General features: G+C 39.3%; 16 protein-coding genes. 13 read left to right on the forward strand and 3 right to left on the reverse strand.

All coding sequences use genetic code 11. The features are described 5' to 3' along the window. The first annotated feature begins 6 nt into the window (after nucleotides 1-6). The 8 genes from J1N10_RS01310 (at nucleotide 7) to J1N10_RS01345 (ending at nucleotide 10,641) form a co-directional block, all read left to right on the forward strand. Nucleotides 7-1,275 carry a DUF2851 family protein gene (locus J1N10_RS01310; RefSeq protein ID WP_262324865.1) on the forward strand — a complete coding sequence of 423 codons (1,269 nt, stop codon included), beginning with the start codon at nucleotides 7-9 and terminating at the stop codon, nucleotides 1,273-1,275. Next, complete coding sequence (locus J1N10_RS01315; protein ID WP_262324866.1) at nucleotides 1,263-2,333, forward strand: potassium channel family protein; 1,071 nt, start codon at nucleotides 1,263-1,265, stop codon at nucleotides 2,331-2,333. The genes J1N10_RS01310 and J1N10_RS01315 overlap by 13 nt, the downstream gene beginning before the upstream one ends. A 182-nt stretch (nucleotides 2,334-2,515) precedes the next feature. After that, nucleotides 2,516-3,103, forward strand: a complete 588-nt coding sequence (locus J1N10_RS01320; protein WP_262324867.1) for a hypothetical protein — start codon at nucleotides 2,516-2,518, stop codon at nucleotides 3,101-3,103. A gap of 178 nt (nucleotides 3,104-3,281) precedes the next feature. Then, nucleotides 3,282-3,551, forward strand: a complete 270-nt coding sequence (rpsO, locus tag J1N10_RS01325) for a 30S ribosomal protein S15 (protein WP_262324868.1) — start codon at nucleotides 3,282-3,284, stop codon at nucleotides 3,549-3,551. 211 nt (nucleotides 3,552-3,762) lie between these two features. Next, the gene (pnp, locus tag J1N10_RS01330) at nucleotides 3,763-5,910 is read left to right on the forward strand and encodes a polyribonucleotide nucleotidyltransferase (RefSeq protein WP_262324869.1); all 2,148 of its coding nucleotides are present in this window, start codon (nucleotides 3,763-3,765) and stop codon (nucleotides 5,908-5,910) included. 100 nt (nucleotides 5,911-6,010) lie between these two features. Continuing rightward, a complete protein-coding gene (locus tag J1N10_RS01335) occupies nucleotides 6,011-6,490 on the forward strand; it encodes a hypothetical protein (RefSeq protein WP_262324870.1) in 480 nt (159 codons plus the stop codon). Between the two features lie 10 nt (nucleotides 6,491-6,500). Then, nucleotides 6,501-8,618, forward strand: a complete 2,118-nt coding sequence (locus J1N10_RS01340) for a prolyl oligopeptidase family serine peptidase (protein ID WP_262324871.1) — start codon at nucleotides 6,501-6,503, stop codon at nucleotides 8,616-8,618. Between the two features lie 298 nt (nucleotides 8,619-8,916). Then, nucleotides 8,917-10,641 carry a hypothetical protein gene (locus J1N10_RS01345; protein ID WP_262324872.1) on the forward strand — a complete coding sequence of 575 codons (1,725 nt, stop codon included), beginning with the start codon at nucleotides 8,917-8,919 and terminating at the stop codon, nucleotides 10,639-10,641. A gap of 71 nt (nucleotides 10,642-10,712) precedes the next feature. On the opposite strand, the gene J1N10_RS01350 is transcribed toward J1N10_RS01345, so the two are convergent. After that, nucleotides 10,713-11,240, reverse strand: coding sequence for an RNA methyltransferase (locus tag J1N10_RS01350; RefSeq protein ID WP_262324873.1), 528 nt, complete (start codon nucleotides 11,238-11,240; stop codon nucleotides 10,713-10,715). A gap of 98 nt (nucleotides 11,241-11,338) precedes the next feature. Between J1N10_RS01350 and sucC the strand changes: the two genes are divergently transcribed. Further along, nucleotides 11,339-12,529 (forward strand): ADP-forming succinate--CoA ligase subunit beta, encoded by a 1,191-nt coding sequence (gene sucC / locus J1N10_RS01355; RefSeq protein WP_262324874.1) that lies wholly within the window; start codon nucleotides 11,339-11,341, stop codon nucleotides 12,527-12,529. Between the two features lie 73 nt (nucleotides 12,530-12,602). Here sucC and J1N10_RS01360 read toward each other — a convergent pair whose 3' ends face one another. After that, nucleotides 12,603-13,865, reverse strand: coding sequence for an arginine deiminase (locus J1N10_RS01360; RefSeq protein WP_262324875.1), 1,263 nt, complete (start codon nucleotides 13,863-13,865; stop codon nucleotides 12,603-12,605). A 150-nt stretch (nucleotides 13,866-14,015) separates the two neighbouring features. Beyond that, on the reverse strand, nucleotides 14,016-15,236 hold the full coding sequence (locus J1N10_RS01365) for an NAD(P)/FAD-dependent oxidoreductase (protein WP_262324876.1): 1,221 nt from the start codon (nucleotides 15,234-15,236) through the stop codon (nucleotides 14,016-14,018). 106 nt (nucleotides 15,237-15,342) lie between these two features. On the opposite strand from J1N10_RS01365, the gene J1N10_RS01370 reads away from it, so the two are divergent. The 4 genes from J1N10_RS01370 to J1N10_RS01385 are packed head-to-tail and all read left to right on the forward strand — an operon-like array spanning nucleotide 15,343 to nucleotide 20,231. Then, nucleotides 15,343-16,101 carry a DUF2490 domain-containing protein gene (locus tag J1N10_RS01370; RefSeq protein ID WP_262324877.1) on the forward strand — a complete coding sequence of 253 codons (759 nt, stop codon included), beginning with the start codon at nucleotides 15,343-15,345 and terminating at the stop codon, nucleotides 16,099-16,101. A gap of 58 nt (nucleotides 16,102-16,159) precedes the next feature. Further along, on the forward strand, nucleotides 16,160-17,434 hold the full coding sequence (locus J1N10_RS01375) for a cytochrome b N-terminal domain-containing protein (RefSeq protein ID WP_262324878.1): 1,275 nt from the start codon (nucleotides 16,160-16,162) through the stop codon (nucleotides 17,432-17,434). 10 nt (nucleotides 17,435-17,444) lie between these two features. Then, a complete protein-coding gene (locus J1N10_RS01380) occupies nucleotides 17,445-17,918 on the forward strand; it encodes a QcrA and Rieske domain-containing protein (protein ID WP_262324879.1) in 474 nt (157 codons plus the stop codon). Then, on the forward strand, nucleotides 17,919-20,231 hold the full coding sequence (locus tag J1N10_RS01385) for a cytochrome c3 family protein (RefSeq protein WP_262324880.1): 2,313 nt from the start codon (nucleotides 17,919-17,921) through the stop codon (nucleotides 20,229-20,231). Nucleotides 20,232-20,349 lie beyond the last annotated feature (118 nt).

Raw genomic sequence — 20,349 nt, forward strand, 5'->3', positions numbered from 1 at the left:
ATCCTCATGAACGAAGAATTTCTACATTACATCTGGCAGCACAAACTTTACAAACCCGAACTCACTACTGTAGCTGGCGAACAAATGGAAGTCATTCATCCCGGCACCAGAAACACCGATGGAGGCCCTGACTTTTTTAATGCGAAGATTAAAATAGACGACACACTTTGGGCAGGCAATGTGGAAATTCATCAGAATGAAAAAGAATGGTATGAGCATCAACATCACAAAGATTCGACCTACAATAATGTTATCCTGCATGTTGTTGAACAGCATACATCATCCACCTTAAACTCAAAAGAAAGGGAAATTCCCGTATGTCAGATTGAGATCAGCCCTGAATTACGAAATAATTACCAGCAACTATATTTTAACGAAAGTTGGATTCCTTGTGCAGATGCCATTTCAGCGGTTCAGGATTTCACCCTCCATCAATGGATTGACCGACTCTTGATTGAAAAATTACAGGAAAAATCACTTCTTATCGAATCCTTACTTGAGGAATCAAATAATAATTGGGATCAGGTCTTTTTTGTGCTACTGTGCCGCAGTTTTGGTTTTGGGATAAACGGCTTACCTTTTGAACTCATGGCACGACAAACACCTTTTAACACCATACTTAAGCATGCCGATAATTTATTTCAGGTAGAAGCTATTTTATTTGGTCAGGCAGGTTTTCTGGCTAATGCAATGACGGATAATTATTCTATTGCACTAAAAAAAGAATATGAGTTTCTGAGAAAAAAATACAATTTCAAACCTATTGAGCAACACCTTTGGAAGTTTCTTCGCCTTCGGCCAGCCAATTTTCCAACAATACGCCTCGCACAGTTAGCGCAACTCATTGTTTATACAAAAGGATGCTTCGATACATTGCTCAACCTGCAAAACAAGAAGCACCCTTTAACTTTGATAGACATTACTGTTTCAGACTACTGGAAAAATCATTATCGACTAAATACTCAGTCATCAAACTCATCCAATAAAACATTAGGAAAACCATCACGACTAAGGATAATTTACAATACAATTATCCCTTACCTGTTTATATATTCGGCAAAACACCATAACGAAGTACAAAAAGAAAAAATCATTGACTATCTTTATCAACAGCCCGCAGAAAAAAACATCATCATTGATAAATGGGCTGAATTAGGAATTATTTCAGAAAATGAGGCACAAGCTCAAGCACTCATTTACCTGAAAAAGACCTATTGCAATAATAAGAAATGCCTGAGTTGCAGAATCGGACATGAAGTTTTATGCAAAAGATAGAAAACAATACAGTATACCACGATACAATCAAAGCCCTCTTAACAGCCGCAGGCCTGTTGATACTGACTATTGCCATCGGTTCGGCCGGCTTTATACTTATTGAAGGCTACCGATTTGTCGATGCTGTTTACATGACAGTTATAACAATGGCTACTGTTGGTTTTCGGGAAGTTGTACCTTTAACCGATGCAGGTAAGATTTTTACCGTTTTTCTTATTATTTTTAGCTTAGGAATTTTTGGTTATGTCATCACCCAGGTAACACGTATTGTTTTTGAAGGCGTATTGCATCAATCATATAAAGCTTATCAATTGAGAAAAAAGATTGTCAAATTAGAAGATCACGTTATTGTTTGTGGATTTGGACGCAATGGCTACCAGGCTTGTGTTGAATTGTCGGAGCACGGAGAACAGTTTGTTATAGTTGAAAAGCGCGACCATGTGGTTTCGCGCATCCTTGAAGATCCTGAACTTTTATATGTACAAGGAGATGCCAGCTCTGAAGAGGTACTGGATGCCGCACAAATAAGGAAAGCCAGAGCTTTGATTACAGCTCTTCCTAATGATGCGGATAACATGTTTGTGGTTTTGACAGCTGCCGAAATGAATCCTTCACTGAAAATCATCAGCCGTGCAAGTGACTTCCGTTCCGACACCAAACTTAGACGAGCAGGTGCTACCAATGTGATTATGCCTGATCGAATTGGTGGCCAGCGCATGGCTAAATTAGTTACACAGCCCGATGTGGTTGAATTTATGGAGTACATCTTACTACAACGCTCCAAAGACGTACAGCTCATGGAAATCGATTGTAACAAACTGGCTGTTGTTAATTACAAAAAGACCATCCGAGAGTTAAAATTGAGAGAAAAATCTGGTGCAAACCTGGTGGGCATAAAAACAGGAGAAGGTGCATACCTGTTCAACCCCTCACCCGACATTGAAATTACACCAGCAGATAAATTATTTGTATTAGGCTCTCCAAATCAAATTGAGCAGTTCAAATTAATTCTCACGGGTGCCGAACAAGTCGTAAGCAACTCAACCAGTCTTAGTTAACATTAACTTGAACTTTTATTATTAATTAAATATATTTTTAGCTACAACCTTTTTTGACACAATAGAGTATACATTAAAATGGCGCTGATTTAAAAACATTTGTTAAGCACTGTTAATTTTTGGTTCGCTTTTTGATATGTAATTCAGCGTAAAATAAAATTGGAAACCCAAATACTAATATTATGAATACGAAAAGATTTTTTGGAGCAGCGATTTTAACTCTTGTCGTTTTATTGAGTTTCAACAGCTGTAAATCAAAGGAGAAAGTAAGCACAAATGCCGAGGTAGGAACCATCCTTGAAGATATGCCTTGTGAAGACAAAGGTCGTTCTGACAAAAACTATTTCCGCGCCAGTGCCATGGCTACCAGCTCAGACCTAAGCTTAGCTGAAGAAAAAGCCCTTCTTAATGCCAAGCAGAGATTGGTGACCTTAATTAGTTCAAACACTAAATCGGTAACCGATCGCTATGTCAACGAACGTGAATTTGGCGATGCATCAGAATTTGAAGCTAAATTTGAGAACCTAACACGCGAAGTGGCAGATGAAACCATTTCAAATGTGGTTGTTGCCTGTCAGAAAAAAAGCGTATTACCAAATGGCAAATACAGAGGATTTGTTGCTGTTGAGGTAAGCAAAGAAGACATTCTTAATGGCATTAGTAACAAACTAAGCGGCAACCAAAAGCTTCAGGTTGATTACGACAAGGCCAAGTTTGAAGAAATCTTCAACCAGGAAATGGAAAAATTAGCAAAAGAACAAGGTTACTAAGATGAGCATCGGGATGTAGATGAGAATAACAAACATCCCGTTCTCAGATAACAATACACAAAAGCAGGCTAATACAAGTTAGCTTGCTTTTTTTTGTAAAAAACTAATAGCCATTCGCTTGCTGCTAAGAAATTAATATCTATCTTTGCACCCGCAAAATATATTTAAATAAAGTATTATGTACTTAACAAAAGAGAAAAAGCAAGAAATCTTCGAGAAGTACGGGAAGTCGAATACTGATACTGGTTCTACTGAAGGCCAGATTGCATTATTTTCATACCGTATTGCTCATTTGACTGAACACTTAAAGTCAAATCGCAAAGATTATAGCACGCAGCACGCGTTGATTAAGTTGGTAGGTAAGCGTCGTAGCTTATTAGACTACTTAAAGAAAAAAGATATCGTAAGATATCGTGAGCTAATTGCAGACTTAGGTATTCGTAAGTAAGCAACTCTTAAAAAACATTCAGAAGGCAATTACCACAGGTAGTTGCCTTCTTTTTTTAATATATTCTTCTTCCATCCTCAATAAATCACTATTTCACTTAATTTATTGAGTTTAAATATAAAACAATCCCCTTCTTTTTTATCGTAATCAAAGTTTAATACATATCTTTGGCGGTGATAAAAGAAGGATAAAAAAAGATTAAAAAATTGTCATGATTAAACCATTTGAAAAAGTTATTGAACTGGGTGATGGCAGAACAATTACCATTGAAACAGGAAAGTTAGCTAAACAAGCTGACGGATCGGTAGTTGTAAAAATGGGTGGTACCTATTTATTAGCAACGGTAGTTTCTGCAAAAGAAGCAAAACCAGATGTGGATTTTATGCCACTAACCGTTGAATACAAAGAAAAATACGCAGCTGTTGGACGATTCCCTGGTGGATTTCAGAAAAGAGAAGCGCGTCCATCGGATTATGAAATATTAGTTTCACGTTTAATTGACCGTGCACTACGTCCACTATTCCCGGACGATTACCATGCAGATACTTTTGTAACAGTTAATCTAATCTCAGCTGATGCGGAAATTCTTCCTGATCAATTAGCTGGTTTAGCTGCTTCTGCCTGTTTAGCCGTTTCAGATATTCCGTTCAACGGTCCTATTTCTGAAGTACGCGTGGCACGTGTCGATGGCGAATTGTTGGTAAACCCAACGGCTACTCAATTAGCTGAGGCCGATATGGACATTATTGTAGCCGCTACCTTGGAAAACATTATGATGGTAGAAGGTGAAATGTCAGAAGTTTCAGAGGCTGAGTTGTTAGACGCTATGAAAGTGGCTCACGATGCAATTAAAGTTCAGTGCCAGGCGCAGATTGAAATGATGGAAGCGCTAGGTAAAACTGAAAAACGTGAGTATTGCCACGAAGAAAATGACGAAGAACTTGAAAAGAAAGTTTGGGAAGCTACTTACGACAAAGCATATGCAGTAGCTAAATCAGCGAATCCAAACAAGCACGAACGTATTGATGCATTTGGTGCTATATGCGATGAATTTATTGAAGCCAATTATCCAGAGGATGCTGAAGAAGAAGCTCCAATTGGCCTTATTAAAAAATATTACCACGACGTTGAGAAAGAAGCAGTTCGTAAAGTTGTATTGGACGAAAAAGTTCGTTTAGACGGTCGTAAGACTGACGAAATTCGTCACATCTGGAGCGAAGTTGATTACTTACCAGGACCACACGGTTCAGCCGTATTTACACGTGGTGAAACACAATCGTTAACAACCGTTACCTTAGGAACTAAGTTAGATGAGAAATTGATTGATGATGTAATGAACAAGAGCTACGAGCGCTTCTTATTACACTACAACTTCCCTCCTTTCTCAACTGGCGATGCGCGTCCTGCGCGTGGTATCAGCCGTCGCGAGATTGGTCATGGTAACTTAGCATTCCGCGCCTTAAAACGCATGCTTCCTCAGGACTACGCCTATACTGTTCGTATTGTTTCTGACATTCTTGAGTCAAACGGTTCGTCATCAATGGCTACAGTTTGTGCGGGTACCTTAGCTTTAATGGATGCTGGTGTACCAATTAAGAAGCCTGTTACAGGAATTGCAATGGGATTAATTACCGACACTGAGACAGGAAAATTTGCTGTTCTTTCAGATATCTTAGGTGACGAAGACCACCTTGGAGATATGGACTTTAAGGTAACCGGTACGCGCGAAGGTATTACAGCTACGCAGATGGATATTAAAGTCGATGGACTTTCATACGAAGTATTAGAGCAAGCACTAAACCAAGCAAGAGCTGGTCGTTTGCACATTATGGATAAAATCGAAGAAACGATTAAAGAACCTCGTGAGGATTACAAACCACACGCTCCACGTATCATTAGCTTCGATATTCCTAAGGATATGATTGGTTCAGTAATTGGCCCTGGTGGTAAAATCATTCAGGAAATACAAGCGACTACCGATACTGTTATCACGATTGAAGAAGAAGGTGATGTAGGTCACGTTGCTATCTCGGCTTCTAACAAAGACTCTATCGATGCAGCGACAGCTAAAGTGAAAGCTATTGTTGCTGTTCCTGAAGTGGGTGAAGTATACCGCGGTAAAGTGAAATCAATTGTTCCGTTTGGTGCATTTGTTGAAATTCTTCCAGGTAAAGACGGTTTATTACACATCTCTGAAATTGAGTGGAAACGACTTGAAAAAGTGGAGGATGCTCTTAAAGAAGGAGAAGAAGTTGAAGTGAAGTTAATCGAGGTTGACCAACGATCAGGTAAATTAAAGCTTTCGCGTAAGGTTCTGTTACCAAAACCAGAACGCAAAGAAAAACCTAAGAAAGACTAAGTATTAATACTTATATAGATGACAAGGCCGGCTCAAAAAGTCGGCCTTTTTTTTATTTTCGATTTTACTTTCTATATTTTCGCTTTAAACAATTGGCATAATGAAACATCAGGAAGCATTTGATTTGCTCAACGAACAATTAAACGATATACCCAAGGCTCAAATCCGCTCCTTAAGCCTGGCCGTTTTACCGCGTTTAATGAACGCCTTAGACGAGAACAGCGAAGCTTGTCCCGACTGTAAAAAGTTAGGGAATGAAGGCGAACATTTTGTTCGTAATATTCGTCCACTTTTTCAGCAAGACACCAATGCCACAAAGCAGTTTGAGCAATGGGTGGAAGAAGCTCAAAAACACCTAAAAATAAAACATCAGCAGCATGTAAAAGGTCGATTAACCTCGACCTACACAACTATTGGCATGGCCATAGGAACACTAATCGCCTTCGGATATATTTATTTATCCAATAATGAACATATGTTGGGAGGTATTAGCATTGGTTGGGCCATTGGCATGCTAGCTGGTTATATCTTTGGCAAAGTTCAGGAACGTAAACTCTCGCAACAAAATAAACTCTATTAAACCTCATTTTATGAAACACCCATTTTTAATTGCACTCTCATTTTTATTAATTATGAATGCATGTAACTGCGACAAAAGCAAGATCGCTTATCCCGAAACACGAAAAGGCGATGTTGTTGATGATTATTTTGGCACCCAGGTAGCCGATCCTTATCGCTGGCTAGAAGATGATCGTTCCGACGAAACTGGTCAATGGGTTAAAGCACAAAACCAGGTAACAGACGCATACTTGGAAGCTATCCCTTTCCGAAGCCAAATCAACGCAAGGCTAACAGAGATTTGGAATTACACACGTCAATCGGCTCCTTTTAAAGCTGGCGACAGGTATTTCTTTACTAAAAATGATGGGCTGCAAAACCAGAGCGTTTATTACATGCAGGAATCACTAGACGATGAGCCGGTTTTGTTTCTCGATCCAAATACCTTATCTGACGACGGCACCGTTTCATTAACCAATTTCTCAGTTTCCAACGATGGTAAATATTTAGGTTATGGCATTTCGCGTGGCGGCTCCGACTGGCGCGAGTTCTTCGTTAAGAATATTGAAACTGGCGAAGTATTAAAAGACCATCTACAATGGATTAAGTTTTCAGGTATTGCCTGGTACAAAGATGGCTTTTTCTATAACCGTTATCCTACTCCTGCCAAGGGCGATGAACTAAAAGGAGAAAACAAAAACAGCCAGATTTTCTACCACAAAGTAGGAACGCCTCAAGAGCAAGATAAACTGATTTATGAAGACCCGGCAAACCCACTTTGGGGATTTAGCGCATCTGTGACAGATGACGAAAAATACCTCATAATTGGCGTGACCGAATCGACCAGCGGAAATGCCCTCTACATTAAAAACCTGGAAAAGGATTCTGAAATTGTTAAAGTAATAAGCAATTTCGAAAAAGATTATAGTGTTATTGAACACGTTGATAATCATCTATGGGTATATACTAATGATAATGCTCCCAAGTACCGCGTGATGGCCATTGACACAAATAAACCAACACGTGAGAATTGGACAGAACTAATTGCGGAAGATGAGAAAAATGTGCTGCAGAGCGCCACATTAACAGGCGGTAAAATATTTGCCAATTATATGAAAGATGCTCGCTCACTTGTTAAAACGTTTGACAAAAAAGGTCATTATCTTTATGATGTTGAGCTTCCTTCTATTGGTACAGTAAGTGGCTTTTATGGCAAAGCTGATGAATCAGAAACATTCTACACATTCTCTTCATACACCTACCCATCAGTAGTATACAAGTATGATACCGACAAAAATGAATCATCGCTTTATCATCAGACAGAGATTGATTTTGACATCAACAATTACGAAACCAAGCAGGTGAAGTATAAAAGTAAAGATGGTACGGAAGTACCAATGTTTATCGTACATAAAAAAGGACTGGACTTGGATGGAAATAATCCGACCTGGTTATATGGCTACGGTGGCTTCAACATTAGCTTAAATCCCCGTTTTGATGTGCGACGCCTTTTGTGGCTCGAGAATGGTGGTGTGTATGCCGTTGCCAACATCAGAGGCGGTGGCGAATATGGCGAAGAGTGGCACAAAGCCGGAACATTAATGAACAAACAAAATGTTTTCGACGATTTTATTGCTGCTGGGCACTATTTAGTCGATAATGGTTACACCGCCCCTCAATATCTGGCCATCCAGGGGGGCTCAAACGGCGGCTTATTAATTGGGGCAGTCATTAACCAGGCACCAGACTTGTTTAGTGTTGCTTTTCCTCAGGTAGGCGTCCTTGATATGCTTCGCTACCAATACTTTACCATTGGCCGCTATTGGGCTACAGATTATGGAACAAGCGAAGACAGTAAAGAAATGTTTGAGTACTTATACAATTATTCGCCACTACATACAATCAATGGTAAGTTAAACTATCCATCAGTAATGGTGATGACAGCTGACCATGATGATCGGGTGGTTCCAGCACACTCGTTTAAGTACATTGCCACTTTGCAGGAAAAATATAAAGGCAAGAATCCAACCTTAATCAGAATTGAATCCAATGCAGGGCATGGTGCAGGAACACCAACTGCCAAAATCATTGAAGAATGGACCGATTTATATGCTTTTGCTTTTTACCAAATGGGATTAACGCCTAATTAAATAATTAATAAGCATAATATGAGTCATACTAAATGATTGAAACATGGCGATTAAAAAACTTTATGCATGACTCTGTTTAGACAAAAAAACTAAAAATCAGTTTAATAAATAGTACTAACCATTAAATGAAAAGCTATGTTTTTTTACAATAAAACGGCATTTATTGTGTTATTTAATTATCTTTAGTCGATGATTACATCATTTAATGGCGTATCTGTCTTTAATTTTTTAAAAACATTTTTAATTTTGCAGGAAACACTGTAGATTAAAGTCAAAAACAAATAATTGGGTAAACATTATGAAAAGAATTAGAATTTCTCTAATTGCATCTCTAGCCGTAGCAGCTTTGTTAGCTAGCTGTTCAGGTTTAGATAAAATGAACAAAGGTGCTAAGGACGTTAGTTATTCAGTCAATCCTCCAGTATTAGAAGCTCACGGCGGACAAGTTGATCTTGATGTGACTGTTCAGTTCCCTGAAAAATACTTCGACAAAAACGTAAGCATTGAAGCTACTCCTGTATTGGTATACGAAGGAGGCGAAACTGCTTTCCCTTCATACCGCGTACAAGGTGAAAACGTTGACGGTAACGACAAAGTTATTTCTAACGCTACAGGTGGTACATTCACTTACAGCAACTCTGTTCCTTACAACGAAAACATGCGTGTTTCTGATTTAGTTGTTCGTATTAAAGCAACTAAAAAAGGTACTACGAAAGAATTTGATGATTACAAAATCGCTGATGGTGTAATCTCTACTTCTGAATTAGTAGCTGACCAGGGTGCTCAGTCAGCAATTGGTGATGACGCCTTCCAAAGAATTATCGCTGAGGCTAAAACTGCTGACCTATTCTTCTTAATCCAGCAAACTAACATCCGCGGTTCGGAGCTAAGAAAAGAAGACATTGCTGCTTTGAAAGAATATATGAAAGAAATTCAAGGTACTGAAAATGTAAACTTCAAAGGTGTTGACATTACTGCTTATGCTTCTCCAGACGGACCAGCTGACTTAAACAGCAAATTAGCAACACGTCGTGAAAAAGTAGCTAAAGACTACATGACTCGCGAAATGAAGAAAGCTAAAGTTGAAGGCGGTACTGATGATGCAATGTACACGTTGAAAAACACTCCAGAAGACTGGGAAGGTTTCCAGGAGTTAATGGCTAAATCAGACGTTCAGGACAAAGAACTTATCTTACGTGTTCTTTCTATGTACAGCGACCCTGAAGTACGTGAGCGTGAAATCAAGAACATGTCAGAAACTTTCAGTGTAATTGCTGACGAGATTCTTCCAAAATTACGTCGTTCACAAATGTCTATCAATGCAGAAATCATTGGTAAGAGCGATGAAGAAATTAAAGAAATTGCAGCTAACAACCCAAGCGAGTTGAACCTTGAAGAAATTCTTTATGCTGCAACTTTAACTGAAGATTTAGATGAGCAATTAAAGATTTACAAAGATGCTGCTGCTAACCACACTCAATGCTGGAGAGCTCAGAACAACATCGGTTGTGTTCTTTATGCAAAAGGTGATATCGCTGGTGCTAAAGCTGCTTTTGAAAAAGCTAACAGCCTTAAGTCAGGTGTTGCTGAAGTAAACAATAACTTAGGTGTTATCGCTCTTCGCGAAGGCGATGTTGCTAAAGCTGAAGAATTCTTCGGTGCGGCTGCAGGTGCTGGTGCTGAGCTTGATAATAACTTAGGTATTGTATCAATCCACAAAGGTGACTACGATGCTGCTATCCGTTACTTTGGTAACAGCACAAGCTGCAACGCTGCTTTAGCTAAAATCTTAGCTACTAAATACGATGCTGCTTTGTCAACTATCAACGCTAACACAATGGAAGTAGGTTTCAAATACTACTTAAAAGCAATTGTTGGAGCAAGAACTGCTGAAAACGACATGATGTTCGACAGCTTACGCAAAGCTTGTGAGTTAGACGCTAAATTCAAAGCTGCTGCAGCTACTGACATGGAGTTTGCTAAATTCTTTGAAGATGCAACTTTCAAGTCTATCGTTCAGTAATTAACATTACAACATACAAAAAAGGGTGAATCGTTTGATTCACCCTTTTTTTTGTCTTTATAAAATAAGATCTAACTCATTTTACGAAACAGCTCCCACAAAGCAATCCCCGCACTTACCGATACATTAAACGAATGCTTAGTTCCATACTGCGGTATTTCCAGGCATATATCGCTCAAGTCAACAACTTTCTGCTGCACTCCTTTTACCTCATTCCCTAATACCAAGGCAATCTTCTGCCCAGCCTGTGGCTGAAAATCAATTAAAGATGTACTATTTTCGACTTGTTCTAAACTGCAAACGGTATAGCCAGCCTCCTTCAATTGTGAAATAGCATCTTCTGTTTTTTCCTCATATAACCAATCCACCGAGTCCTCAGCCCCCAAAGCGGTTTTATGAATTTCCTTATTGGGAGGTGTCGCTGTAATGCCGCATAAAATAATCTTCTCCACTTTTAAGGCATCCGAAGTTCTGAATACGGAACCCACATTATTCAAACTTCGTATATTATCCATCACAACAGTAATAGGCATTTTATCACTGTTTTTAAACTCTTCAACGGTCATGCGATTTAACTCGCTCGTTCTTAATTTTCTCATTCACGGTAATTTTGACAACAAAAATAGCACTATTCCTGTTTTTATAGGTAATTGAATATTAATCGTACCCTTTATTGGAATATTAAATCCTAAAAAATATGAATATACACGAATACCAAGGAAAGGAGATATTGAAGTCATTTGGCGTAGCCATTCAAGAAGGAATAGTTGCTGAAACACCAGAAAAAGCCATTGAGGCCGCCAAGCAACTCAAGGAAGAAACCGGCACTGGCTGGTGGGTTGTTAAAGCACAAATTCATGCTGGCGGACGAGGCAAAGGCGGCGGAGTTAAATTGGCCAAATCATTAGATGAAGTAAAAGAAAGAGCCTCTGATATCATTGGCATGAACCTGGTGACACATCAAACAGGACCTGAAGGCAAACTGGTGAACAAAGTATTGATCGCACAAGATGTTTATTATCCTGGAGAAAGTGAAACAGATGAATTTTACATGAGCGTTTTACTCAACCGTTCTACTGGCAAGAATATAATCATGTATTCAACCGAAGGAGGAATGGATATTGAGGAAGTTGCGGACAAAACACCTCACCTGATTCATAAGGAAGAAGTTGAGCCAGGCGTTGGACTCCTGCCTTTTCAGGCTCGTAAAATTGCTTTTAATCTTGGTCTATCAGGAAACGCATTTAAGGAAATGACCAAATTTGTTGATGCCTTATACAAGGCATACGTGGCAACTGATTCATCAATGTTTGAGATAAATCCGGTTTTAAAAACATCGGATAATAAAATATTGGCTGTTGATGCTAAAGTTAATTTGGATGATAATGCGTTGTTCCGTCATCCTGACTATGCAGCCATGCGCGATTTAAGTGAAGAAGATCCTTCTGAGACCGAAGCCAGCAAAAGCAACCTCAATTTTGTGAAACTGGATGGTAATGTTGGCTGTATGGTGAATGGAGCCGGCTTAGCCATGGCTACTATGGATATCATTAAATTATCTGGTGGTGATCCTGCCAACTTCCTCGATGTTGGTGGTGGTGCCAATGCCACTACAGTTGAAGCCGGACTTAAGATTATACTTAATGACCCAAATGTAAAAGCAATCCTTATCAATATTTTTGGCGGCATTGTGCGCTGCGACAGAGTTGCCAATGGTGTTGTTGAAGCCTATAAAAACATTGGAGAAATAAATGTCCCAATTATTGTACGTCTGCAAGGCACCAATGCTGAAGGTGGTAAAAAGATAATTGATGAGTCAGGGCTAAAAGTTTATTCAGCCATTACGCTAAAAGAGGCGTCTGATTTAGTACAACAGATTGTAAATTAATAGCCAATCGACAAATAAGAAAGCGGGATTGCTCACCTGAACAATCCCGCTTTTATAGGCTCTTTATAATTGATTACCACTTAACTGGTTTACGACGTACCGGCATGCTCATACAACGAGCACCACCACCACCACGAGATAGTTCTGAACCACCAATGGTCACAACATATTTTTCATAATCCTTTAAGTCAACTACTCCACTAATAACATCGTTGGCTTTGATAATTTCAAAACCGTTTTTGTTCATCTCTTCCATGGTATAAACGTTGCGTGCATATCCCAATACTTTTCCTGGTCCCATAGCAAAGAAGTTAGCACCACTATGCCATTGCTCGCGTTCCTGAGTCCAAATATCACTTGAACCACCACAGCATATAGGTTTCATATCCATCCCTAAATCTCTCAGGCACGAAACCAGATTCTCTTTCTTCTCAATAGAAGCCACTTCTCCATTATCAACCGTAATAAGAATAGTACTGTAGCGACTGTCTTTCATGATTAGCGGTTCATACACCATACAGGCATCCTTATCAAGGAAAGTAAACACCATATCCAGGTGAATAAACGACTCAGGTGTATCAGGCAGTTGCTGCACTACCACATAATGACGTTCTTTCTTTTGCTTTAACTGATTAATGATAAAATCAATTCCTTGCGATGAAGTACGGGCACTGTTACCAATGACTAGCACATCTTCACGGGCAATTTGTACATCACCTCCTTCAATCATGGTTTCGGCACCAACATTATAGAAGTTAAGTGGATTAACCGTTTGAGTTTTAAAACGAGCCGAATGGTTAAAAATAGCCTCCATTACAATGGCCTCACGTTCACGCACTTTATTAGCCATTTTTGAGATCAGCACTTTATCATACATGGTCACGCTGGCATCGCGCGTAAAGAAAAAATTATGCAATGGTCGTAATGAGTAGCGATCATCGGATAAAAAAGTGGTTAAAGAATCTGTTTTTAAGCTCACTCCCTCAATTAACTGACGTGCCAATTCAGGAGCAGGCAACTCTAACAAATCCTCTTTAATATTTAAAACCTGCTCATAGGTGCAAATCTTTTCAATCAGGCTAAGCTTAATCTTTGGCTGTTCTAATATCTCAGCCAATAAATCTTTAACTTGGTAAGTTTGCGTTACTTTTTCCAGAACACCCGAAAACTGCTTGTATTCATCAACAGCAACTGACAAGTTTAAAATGTCACTATATAAAGCGCGCTCTGCATTAGAGGGCGTCATATTCTCCACCTCTTTGCCCGGCGTGTGCAATATTACACCTTCCAACTCTCCTATTTCGGAGAACACACCAGTATCAATGGTTTTTATCATGGACTATTTGGTTTAAATTTTATTTGGTTTCTTCTTCGTCGCAAATTTAAAAACCAAAACCAATTAAAAAAATGATTGAATGCACTTCTTTAAATTATTCAGCATTAGCTAGTAATGCATAAAAATACAGTCCATTGAATAATTACTCATCTATGACCCCATCGCGAATGAAAAGCTTAGCTTTGGAGGCAATGGCAACTCTTTATTGACTTTGTTTTTATCCCATTGTTCAAAAAGGGCTTGCTGATATATTTTTGCACGCTCCTTATCATTCAGAAAAACAGATGACAGTAGTTTTCCATCAGCATAATACATAAAACGATGAATATCACCCTGCTTTTCCTCTATTACTTCGTGATGACCAGGTATAACCAATTCATAAGCTCCCGAAAACATAAACAGGCCGAACACCTCCGATTTTAAACGATATGGCGGAAGCGTATGTTTCTCAGGAGTACCCAAAACATTGAGAGCCGCCAGTTTACCCTGATGCTCGGCCGCATGCCATAAGCCCGTCACGACACCTCTTGCATGTTGTGCCACATCGCCGGCAGCCAAAATATCATTATCCGATGTCTGTAAATACTCATTGACAACAATGCCTCGCTCAACTTTTAAATCGGCTTTGATAGCCAGCTCAACATTAGGGATTGCACCCGTGCAGGCAATAATGGCATCAAACTCGAGTTCTTGCCCTTGAATATTTGCCTTATAAACATCGCCACATTTTTGAACAGCATTGACCGACACTCCTGAAAACAACTTAACATCTTTAGCCAGCATTTTCTCTACCAACACATTTAATAATGCTTCGGGAAACAACTTTTGTAACGGTTGCTTCATTCGACTAGCCAATATTACCTGTTTACCTTTTCTGGTTAACTGGTCAGCCGTCTCAACACCTTCAACACCTCCACCAATAATCAGGAATCGCTCTTTGTCAGCACATGCCTCCAGCACCTGATCCACATCATAAGCATTTTGGACCCCAAAAATTTCTTTTGTCTTTATACCGCTTAATTTAGGAACAACGGACATTGCCCCGGTAGCAATCAGCAATTTGCCGTAACTAAATACCTTACCTGATTTGGTGCTAATAATCTTCTCAGCACTATTGACATCAATAACACGATCAAACAATAGAGTCACATTATTATCTTCGTACCACTGTTCATCAGCAATTTTAAATTCATCTTTATCAAAACCACGCACCATATTTTTGTTAATCTTGGTGCGTTTATATGGTAACCTGTCTTCGCCATGCACAAGGAGTATTGTTCTTGTATCTCCCTGTTCGCGCAATGTTCGAATAAAACTTATAGATGCTATACTGGCTCCTATCGCAATAATTGGATAGTTCTCTGAAATCATATCTTATTTATTTTTATTCAATAATTAGAAAATCATTATAATATCTTTGCATTACTTAATAATTATAACAATCCGAAGCCATTTGGGTTGAATACGATTATAAACAATGAATAAAAGATTAGCATTAGCCCTCCCTCTGTTATTTATCGTCCTGATGGTCGACGCACAACAGCAATTTGATTTTAATTTATTTAATGGTTCGGGTGAGCTACGTTCAATCTATGTCCAACGCCATCGCATTAATGACAAATACACAATTAATCTTGATGCTGGTTCATACCTGGGATTAGGAAATAATATATGGACCAGGTGGGGTTTTAGAGGCAGTGTTCAGCGCACGCTTTCTCATAACTATAAAGTAGATTTTGGTTTTATGTACAACCGGACTCACTATAAAGGTGAAGTTGAACTCAATAATACCGACGAAGAAATTGATGCTACGCGACATGAGTATCGCCCGTTTCAATCGTTTAACATTAGCTACCCGCGTTTTAAAGCCTCAGCACTCCAACATCGTTTTCGTTTGGAGGAACGTTTTTTTATTCATAAGGATGTTCGCGATTTTAAAATGCGTCTCCGCTATCTCATCCAGCACATGGGACGATTCGATGGGAAAGCCATTGCACCCAAATCACTTTACTATCGTGCTTTTGCTGAGTTTAATTTCAATATTTACCAGGAAGCTGAAGATGTTTTTTGGGTTAGAGGACGTTATTGCCTTGGCTTAGGTTATCAATTTAGCTCAAAGTTCACTGCTGATGCCAATTACTATTATGAACACACCAAAGTAGCCAGTGGTATTGATCAGATAATCACACATATCTTTCAACTAACAATACGACAAACAATAAATTGGAACAAATAAATCAGATATTTATTCGTTTATTAAAAATGCAGCTATTTTCGTGGTAAATTACCAAAGTATGAATCAAACAGGCACTTCTAAAGCAATAACAAAGTTTCTATTACATCTTCATCCCCCAAGAGTGAATGCGCAAGCCATTAAATACACGCGCACCTTTGGATTGGGAGGAATAGCTGTACTCTTATTTGTACTGCTGTTTATTACAGGTATGCTGCTGCGTTTTATATATGTACCTTCTGAGAAAGGCGCCTATGATTCAATAGTATATTTACAGCAAGAAGTATTATTTGGACAGTTGCTACGAAACATGCACTACTGGAGTGGTATGCTGCTGGTGATTGTATCATTCCTACATGTCATCCGCGTTTTTTACAGCCAATCAATTTACAACGAACGACGCAAAAACTGGCTCTATGGATTATTGCTGATGTTTTTAGTCATCCTATCCAATTTTACAGGGTACCTGTTACCATGGGACCAATTGGCTTACTGGGCAGTTACCATCATGACCAACATGTTAAGTTACATTCCTATTATTGGCGAAAGTTTGGCTTCACTTGTCCGTGGAAGTACTGACGTGAATGAAGGAACTTTATTGCGTTTCTATCATTTTCACACAGGCCTTTTACCGCTTTTAATGGTATTTGTGATGAGCATCCATTTTTGGTTAGTTAGAAAAGCGAAAGGTGTTACAGTGGCCGATGCTACAAAAAAAGACATGGTCAAAACTAATCCTGAATTGGTTTATAAAGAAATTGTTGTAGCTCTTTCATTAATATTACTACTCATCATCTTTTCAATGGCGGTGGATGCACCATTACTTGACAAAGCTAATCCACTCATTAGCCCCAACCCAAGTAAAGCACCCTGGTATTTTATGGGATTTCAGGAGTTATTACTGCATATGCATCCAGGATTTGGGATATTTATTGTACCTGTATTAGTTACAGCTTTCCTAATCTACATTCCATACACTAAAGACATTAATATTAATACTGGCGTATGGTTCAATAGTGAAACAGGTAAAAGAGTTACTATTTGGTGTGCCTTTTATGCTATTGTTTTCACCATGCTCATTATCATCAACACCGAGTATTTGCTTAAATTTCAGCAATGGGCACCCGATTGGCCGGTGCTGATAACAACAGGCTTGTTTCCACTACTGATATATGTGGCACCTACCTATCTGTTTTTACTGTTTATTCAAAACAAACTAAAAGCGAACAAGATAGAATTAATAATGGCCTTGGTTACCATATTACTCACAGCCTATTTGGTAATGACCTTTGTAGGAAGCTTGCTAAGAGGAGAAGGCATGCATTTATTTGCCTAAAAATCAAACTATGGATTTTATTAAAAAAATAACAAGGCGCAGTTTTATTAAGAAAGCCATTATTACTTTGGTTTCTCTTGAACTTATCTATGTACTTGTCAATTTACTTAAGAAGGGAAATCAAACAACCTCATCATCAAATCTATTTGAAGCTGGCGATGTTGATTTGTTTGAAAAGGGGAAAGTTTATCCGTTTAGCACCGAGCGTTTCTACCTGACACGCCTCAAAGATGGTGGCTTTTTAGCATTGTCAACCAAATGTACACACCTGGGATGCACAGTTCAATATAAATCAAAAGAGGACAAATTCCTCTGCCCATGTCACGCGTCGGCCTTCAATAAACAGGGCGAAGTCTTATCGCCTCCCGCCACGCGAGCCTTAGATATTTTACCGGTTAGTATTCATGATGGTAAAATATGGGTTGATACAGCTAACCCGGTGAAACGCAACAAATACAATCGCTCACAAATAACATACGCTTAAATGATTAATACGCGACTTTATAATAATATGATGCTGGCACTTGTGGGTGCATTGATTTTACTTTTACCAGCCTATCTGCTCATCAAAACATACAGTCAGCAGCCTGATCGGGCAGCTATAGAGGAGCCTCATTTTGTTGGTCGCGAAACATGTATTGAATGCCATTTACCTGAATATAACGACTGGGTGGGTTCGCACCACGACAGAGCGATGGATCTTGCCAATGACACTACCGTGCTGGCTAATTTTGACAATGTGACCATTGAAGGCAACGGCATGACGCACCGCGCCTTTATGAAAGACGGCAAGTTTATGATTAATACCGACGGTGAGGATGGCACGATGCAAGATTTTGAAATCAAGTATGTTTTTGGATTCACACCGCTGCAACAGTTTTTAGTTGAATTTGATGGCGGACGCTTGCAAACATTGCCTTTAACATGGAATACCCTGGATAGCTGTTGGTATCATATGGTTGATTCGATTTATCACAACGAAGATATTCACCACGACAACTGGCTGCACTGGACCAACCAGGCACAAAACTGGAACAGCATGTGCGCCGATTGCCATTCTACCAACTTACAAAAGAATTATGACCATATTAATGACACCTACCACACTACCTGGTCGGAGATTGATGTGAGTTGTGAGGCCTGTCATGGTCCATCATCGAACCACCTGAAGTGGGCCGCACTGCCAGAATATGCGCGCGATGAATACGAAAACTATGGCCTGCCAATTAAAACGAGTGGCATCTATAACGAGCAATATGTCGATAACTGCGCCCGCTGTCATTCGCGCCGCAGTTCATTAGGCGATTTTGATTATACCACACAAAATATTCATAACCACATCATTCCTAACCTCCCTGATGTTCCTACATGGCATCTTGACGGACAGATTCTGGAAGAGGATTACGTGTATGCTTCATTTACGCAAAGTAAAATGTATACTAAAGAGCGCGAAGTACAGTGCAACGATTGTCACAATGTACATAGTGGCAAACTGTTGTTTGGTGATGACTACAATGCTCTGTGCCTGCAATGCCACACTGCAGATGTATACGACACACCCGACCACCATTTTCATAAAGAAGTAGGCATGCCGGGCCAGGCTGTTACATCATACGATGGAATTACTTACGATGTAGGCTCAGGAACTTTATGTATCAACTGCCACATGCACGGCGGCTATTACATGGGCGTTGACTATCGTCGCGATCACAGTTTTAGAGTACCTCGCCCCGACTTATCAATAAAATATGATGTGCCAAACGCCTGTAATCAGTGCCATGCGGACAAAAGCAACCAATGGGCCGAAAATTACATTACGAAATGGTATGGCGAGAACAGAACCTATCATTTTGCCCAGGCTTTTGACGATGCCCGAAATGGAAGCACAGAAAGCATTCAGCGCCTGAAAGGTATTATTAACGATGAGCTTTATCCGCATAACATTAGAAGCCTATCGGTTCAGTATCTTGGTAATTACTTTCAGGATACATTGAAAAAGGAGGTGGACACCTACTTAAGTAACCTTTATCCTGATATGCGATTGGCAGCTATTAGAGCCATTCAACTAACTGCCGAAGATGATTTAAACCTGCTCTACCCGATGCTGCGCGATGACACCAAAGCCATCAGAACGGAAGCGGCTCGTATTATTTCGGCAGCAGGACTTGAGCAGATACCAGCCAAACACAAAAAGGCATACGACAAAGCCATAAAAGAATATGAAGAGATTTTGATTTACAATGCCGATTTCCCCATCGGTAAATTCAATCTGGCTAATCTATACTATAACAGAGGTAACTACACCGAAGCTGAAACATTCTATTTAAAAGCTCTTCAACAGGATGAAGAATTGCATTTTGTCAAACTCAACCTGGCATATCTGTATAACAGGACTAAGAAAAATGAACAAGCAGAATTACTGTTTCGTGATTATTTAAAACACGAACCGGAAGATGCCCAGGCCATGTATTCCTTTGGCTTGTTATTATCTGAAGTACAAAAGTATGACGAGTCACTTACCTTCCTGGTTAAATCATATAACCTGCAGCCAGACAGGCCTCGTGTAGCACATAACATTGCCATGATGTACGATTTCAGGGGCAAAAAAGCCAAAGCTGAAGAGTTTCTGAAAAAAGAAATTGAGCTTTTAGATAATTACAATAGCAATGCTGAACTATTACGTTTTTACCTGACTAACAACATGAAGGAAAAAGCCCTTGCGTTGGCCACTCAAATGAAAAAGAATTACCCAGATGTTGAGGATTTAAATCAGGTGATTAAGCAGATAAAACAATAACAAAATTCACACAAGCCCAACGACCTAAGGTATCCGTGTGCGAATTGTCATGTTTTAAATAATCTCAAAAAGAATATATTTGTCGTTTACTATCGATTGATACAATCATAGTATATCC

This window comes from Carboxylicivirga litoralis, from assembly GCF_025499605.1.
GTDB lineage: Bacteria > Bacteroidota > Bacteroidia > Bacteroidales > Marinilabiliaceae > Carboxylicivirga > Carboxylicivirga litoralis.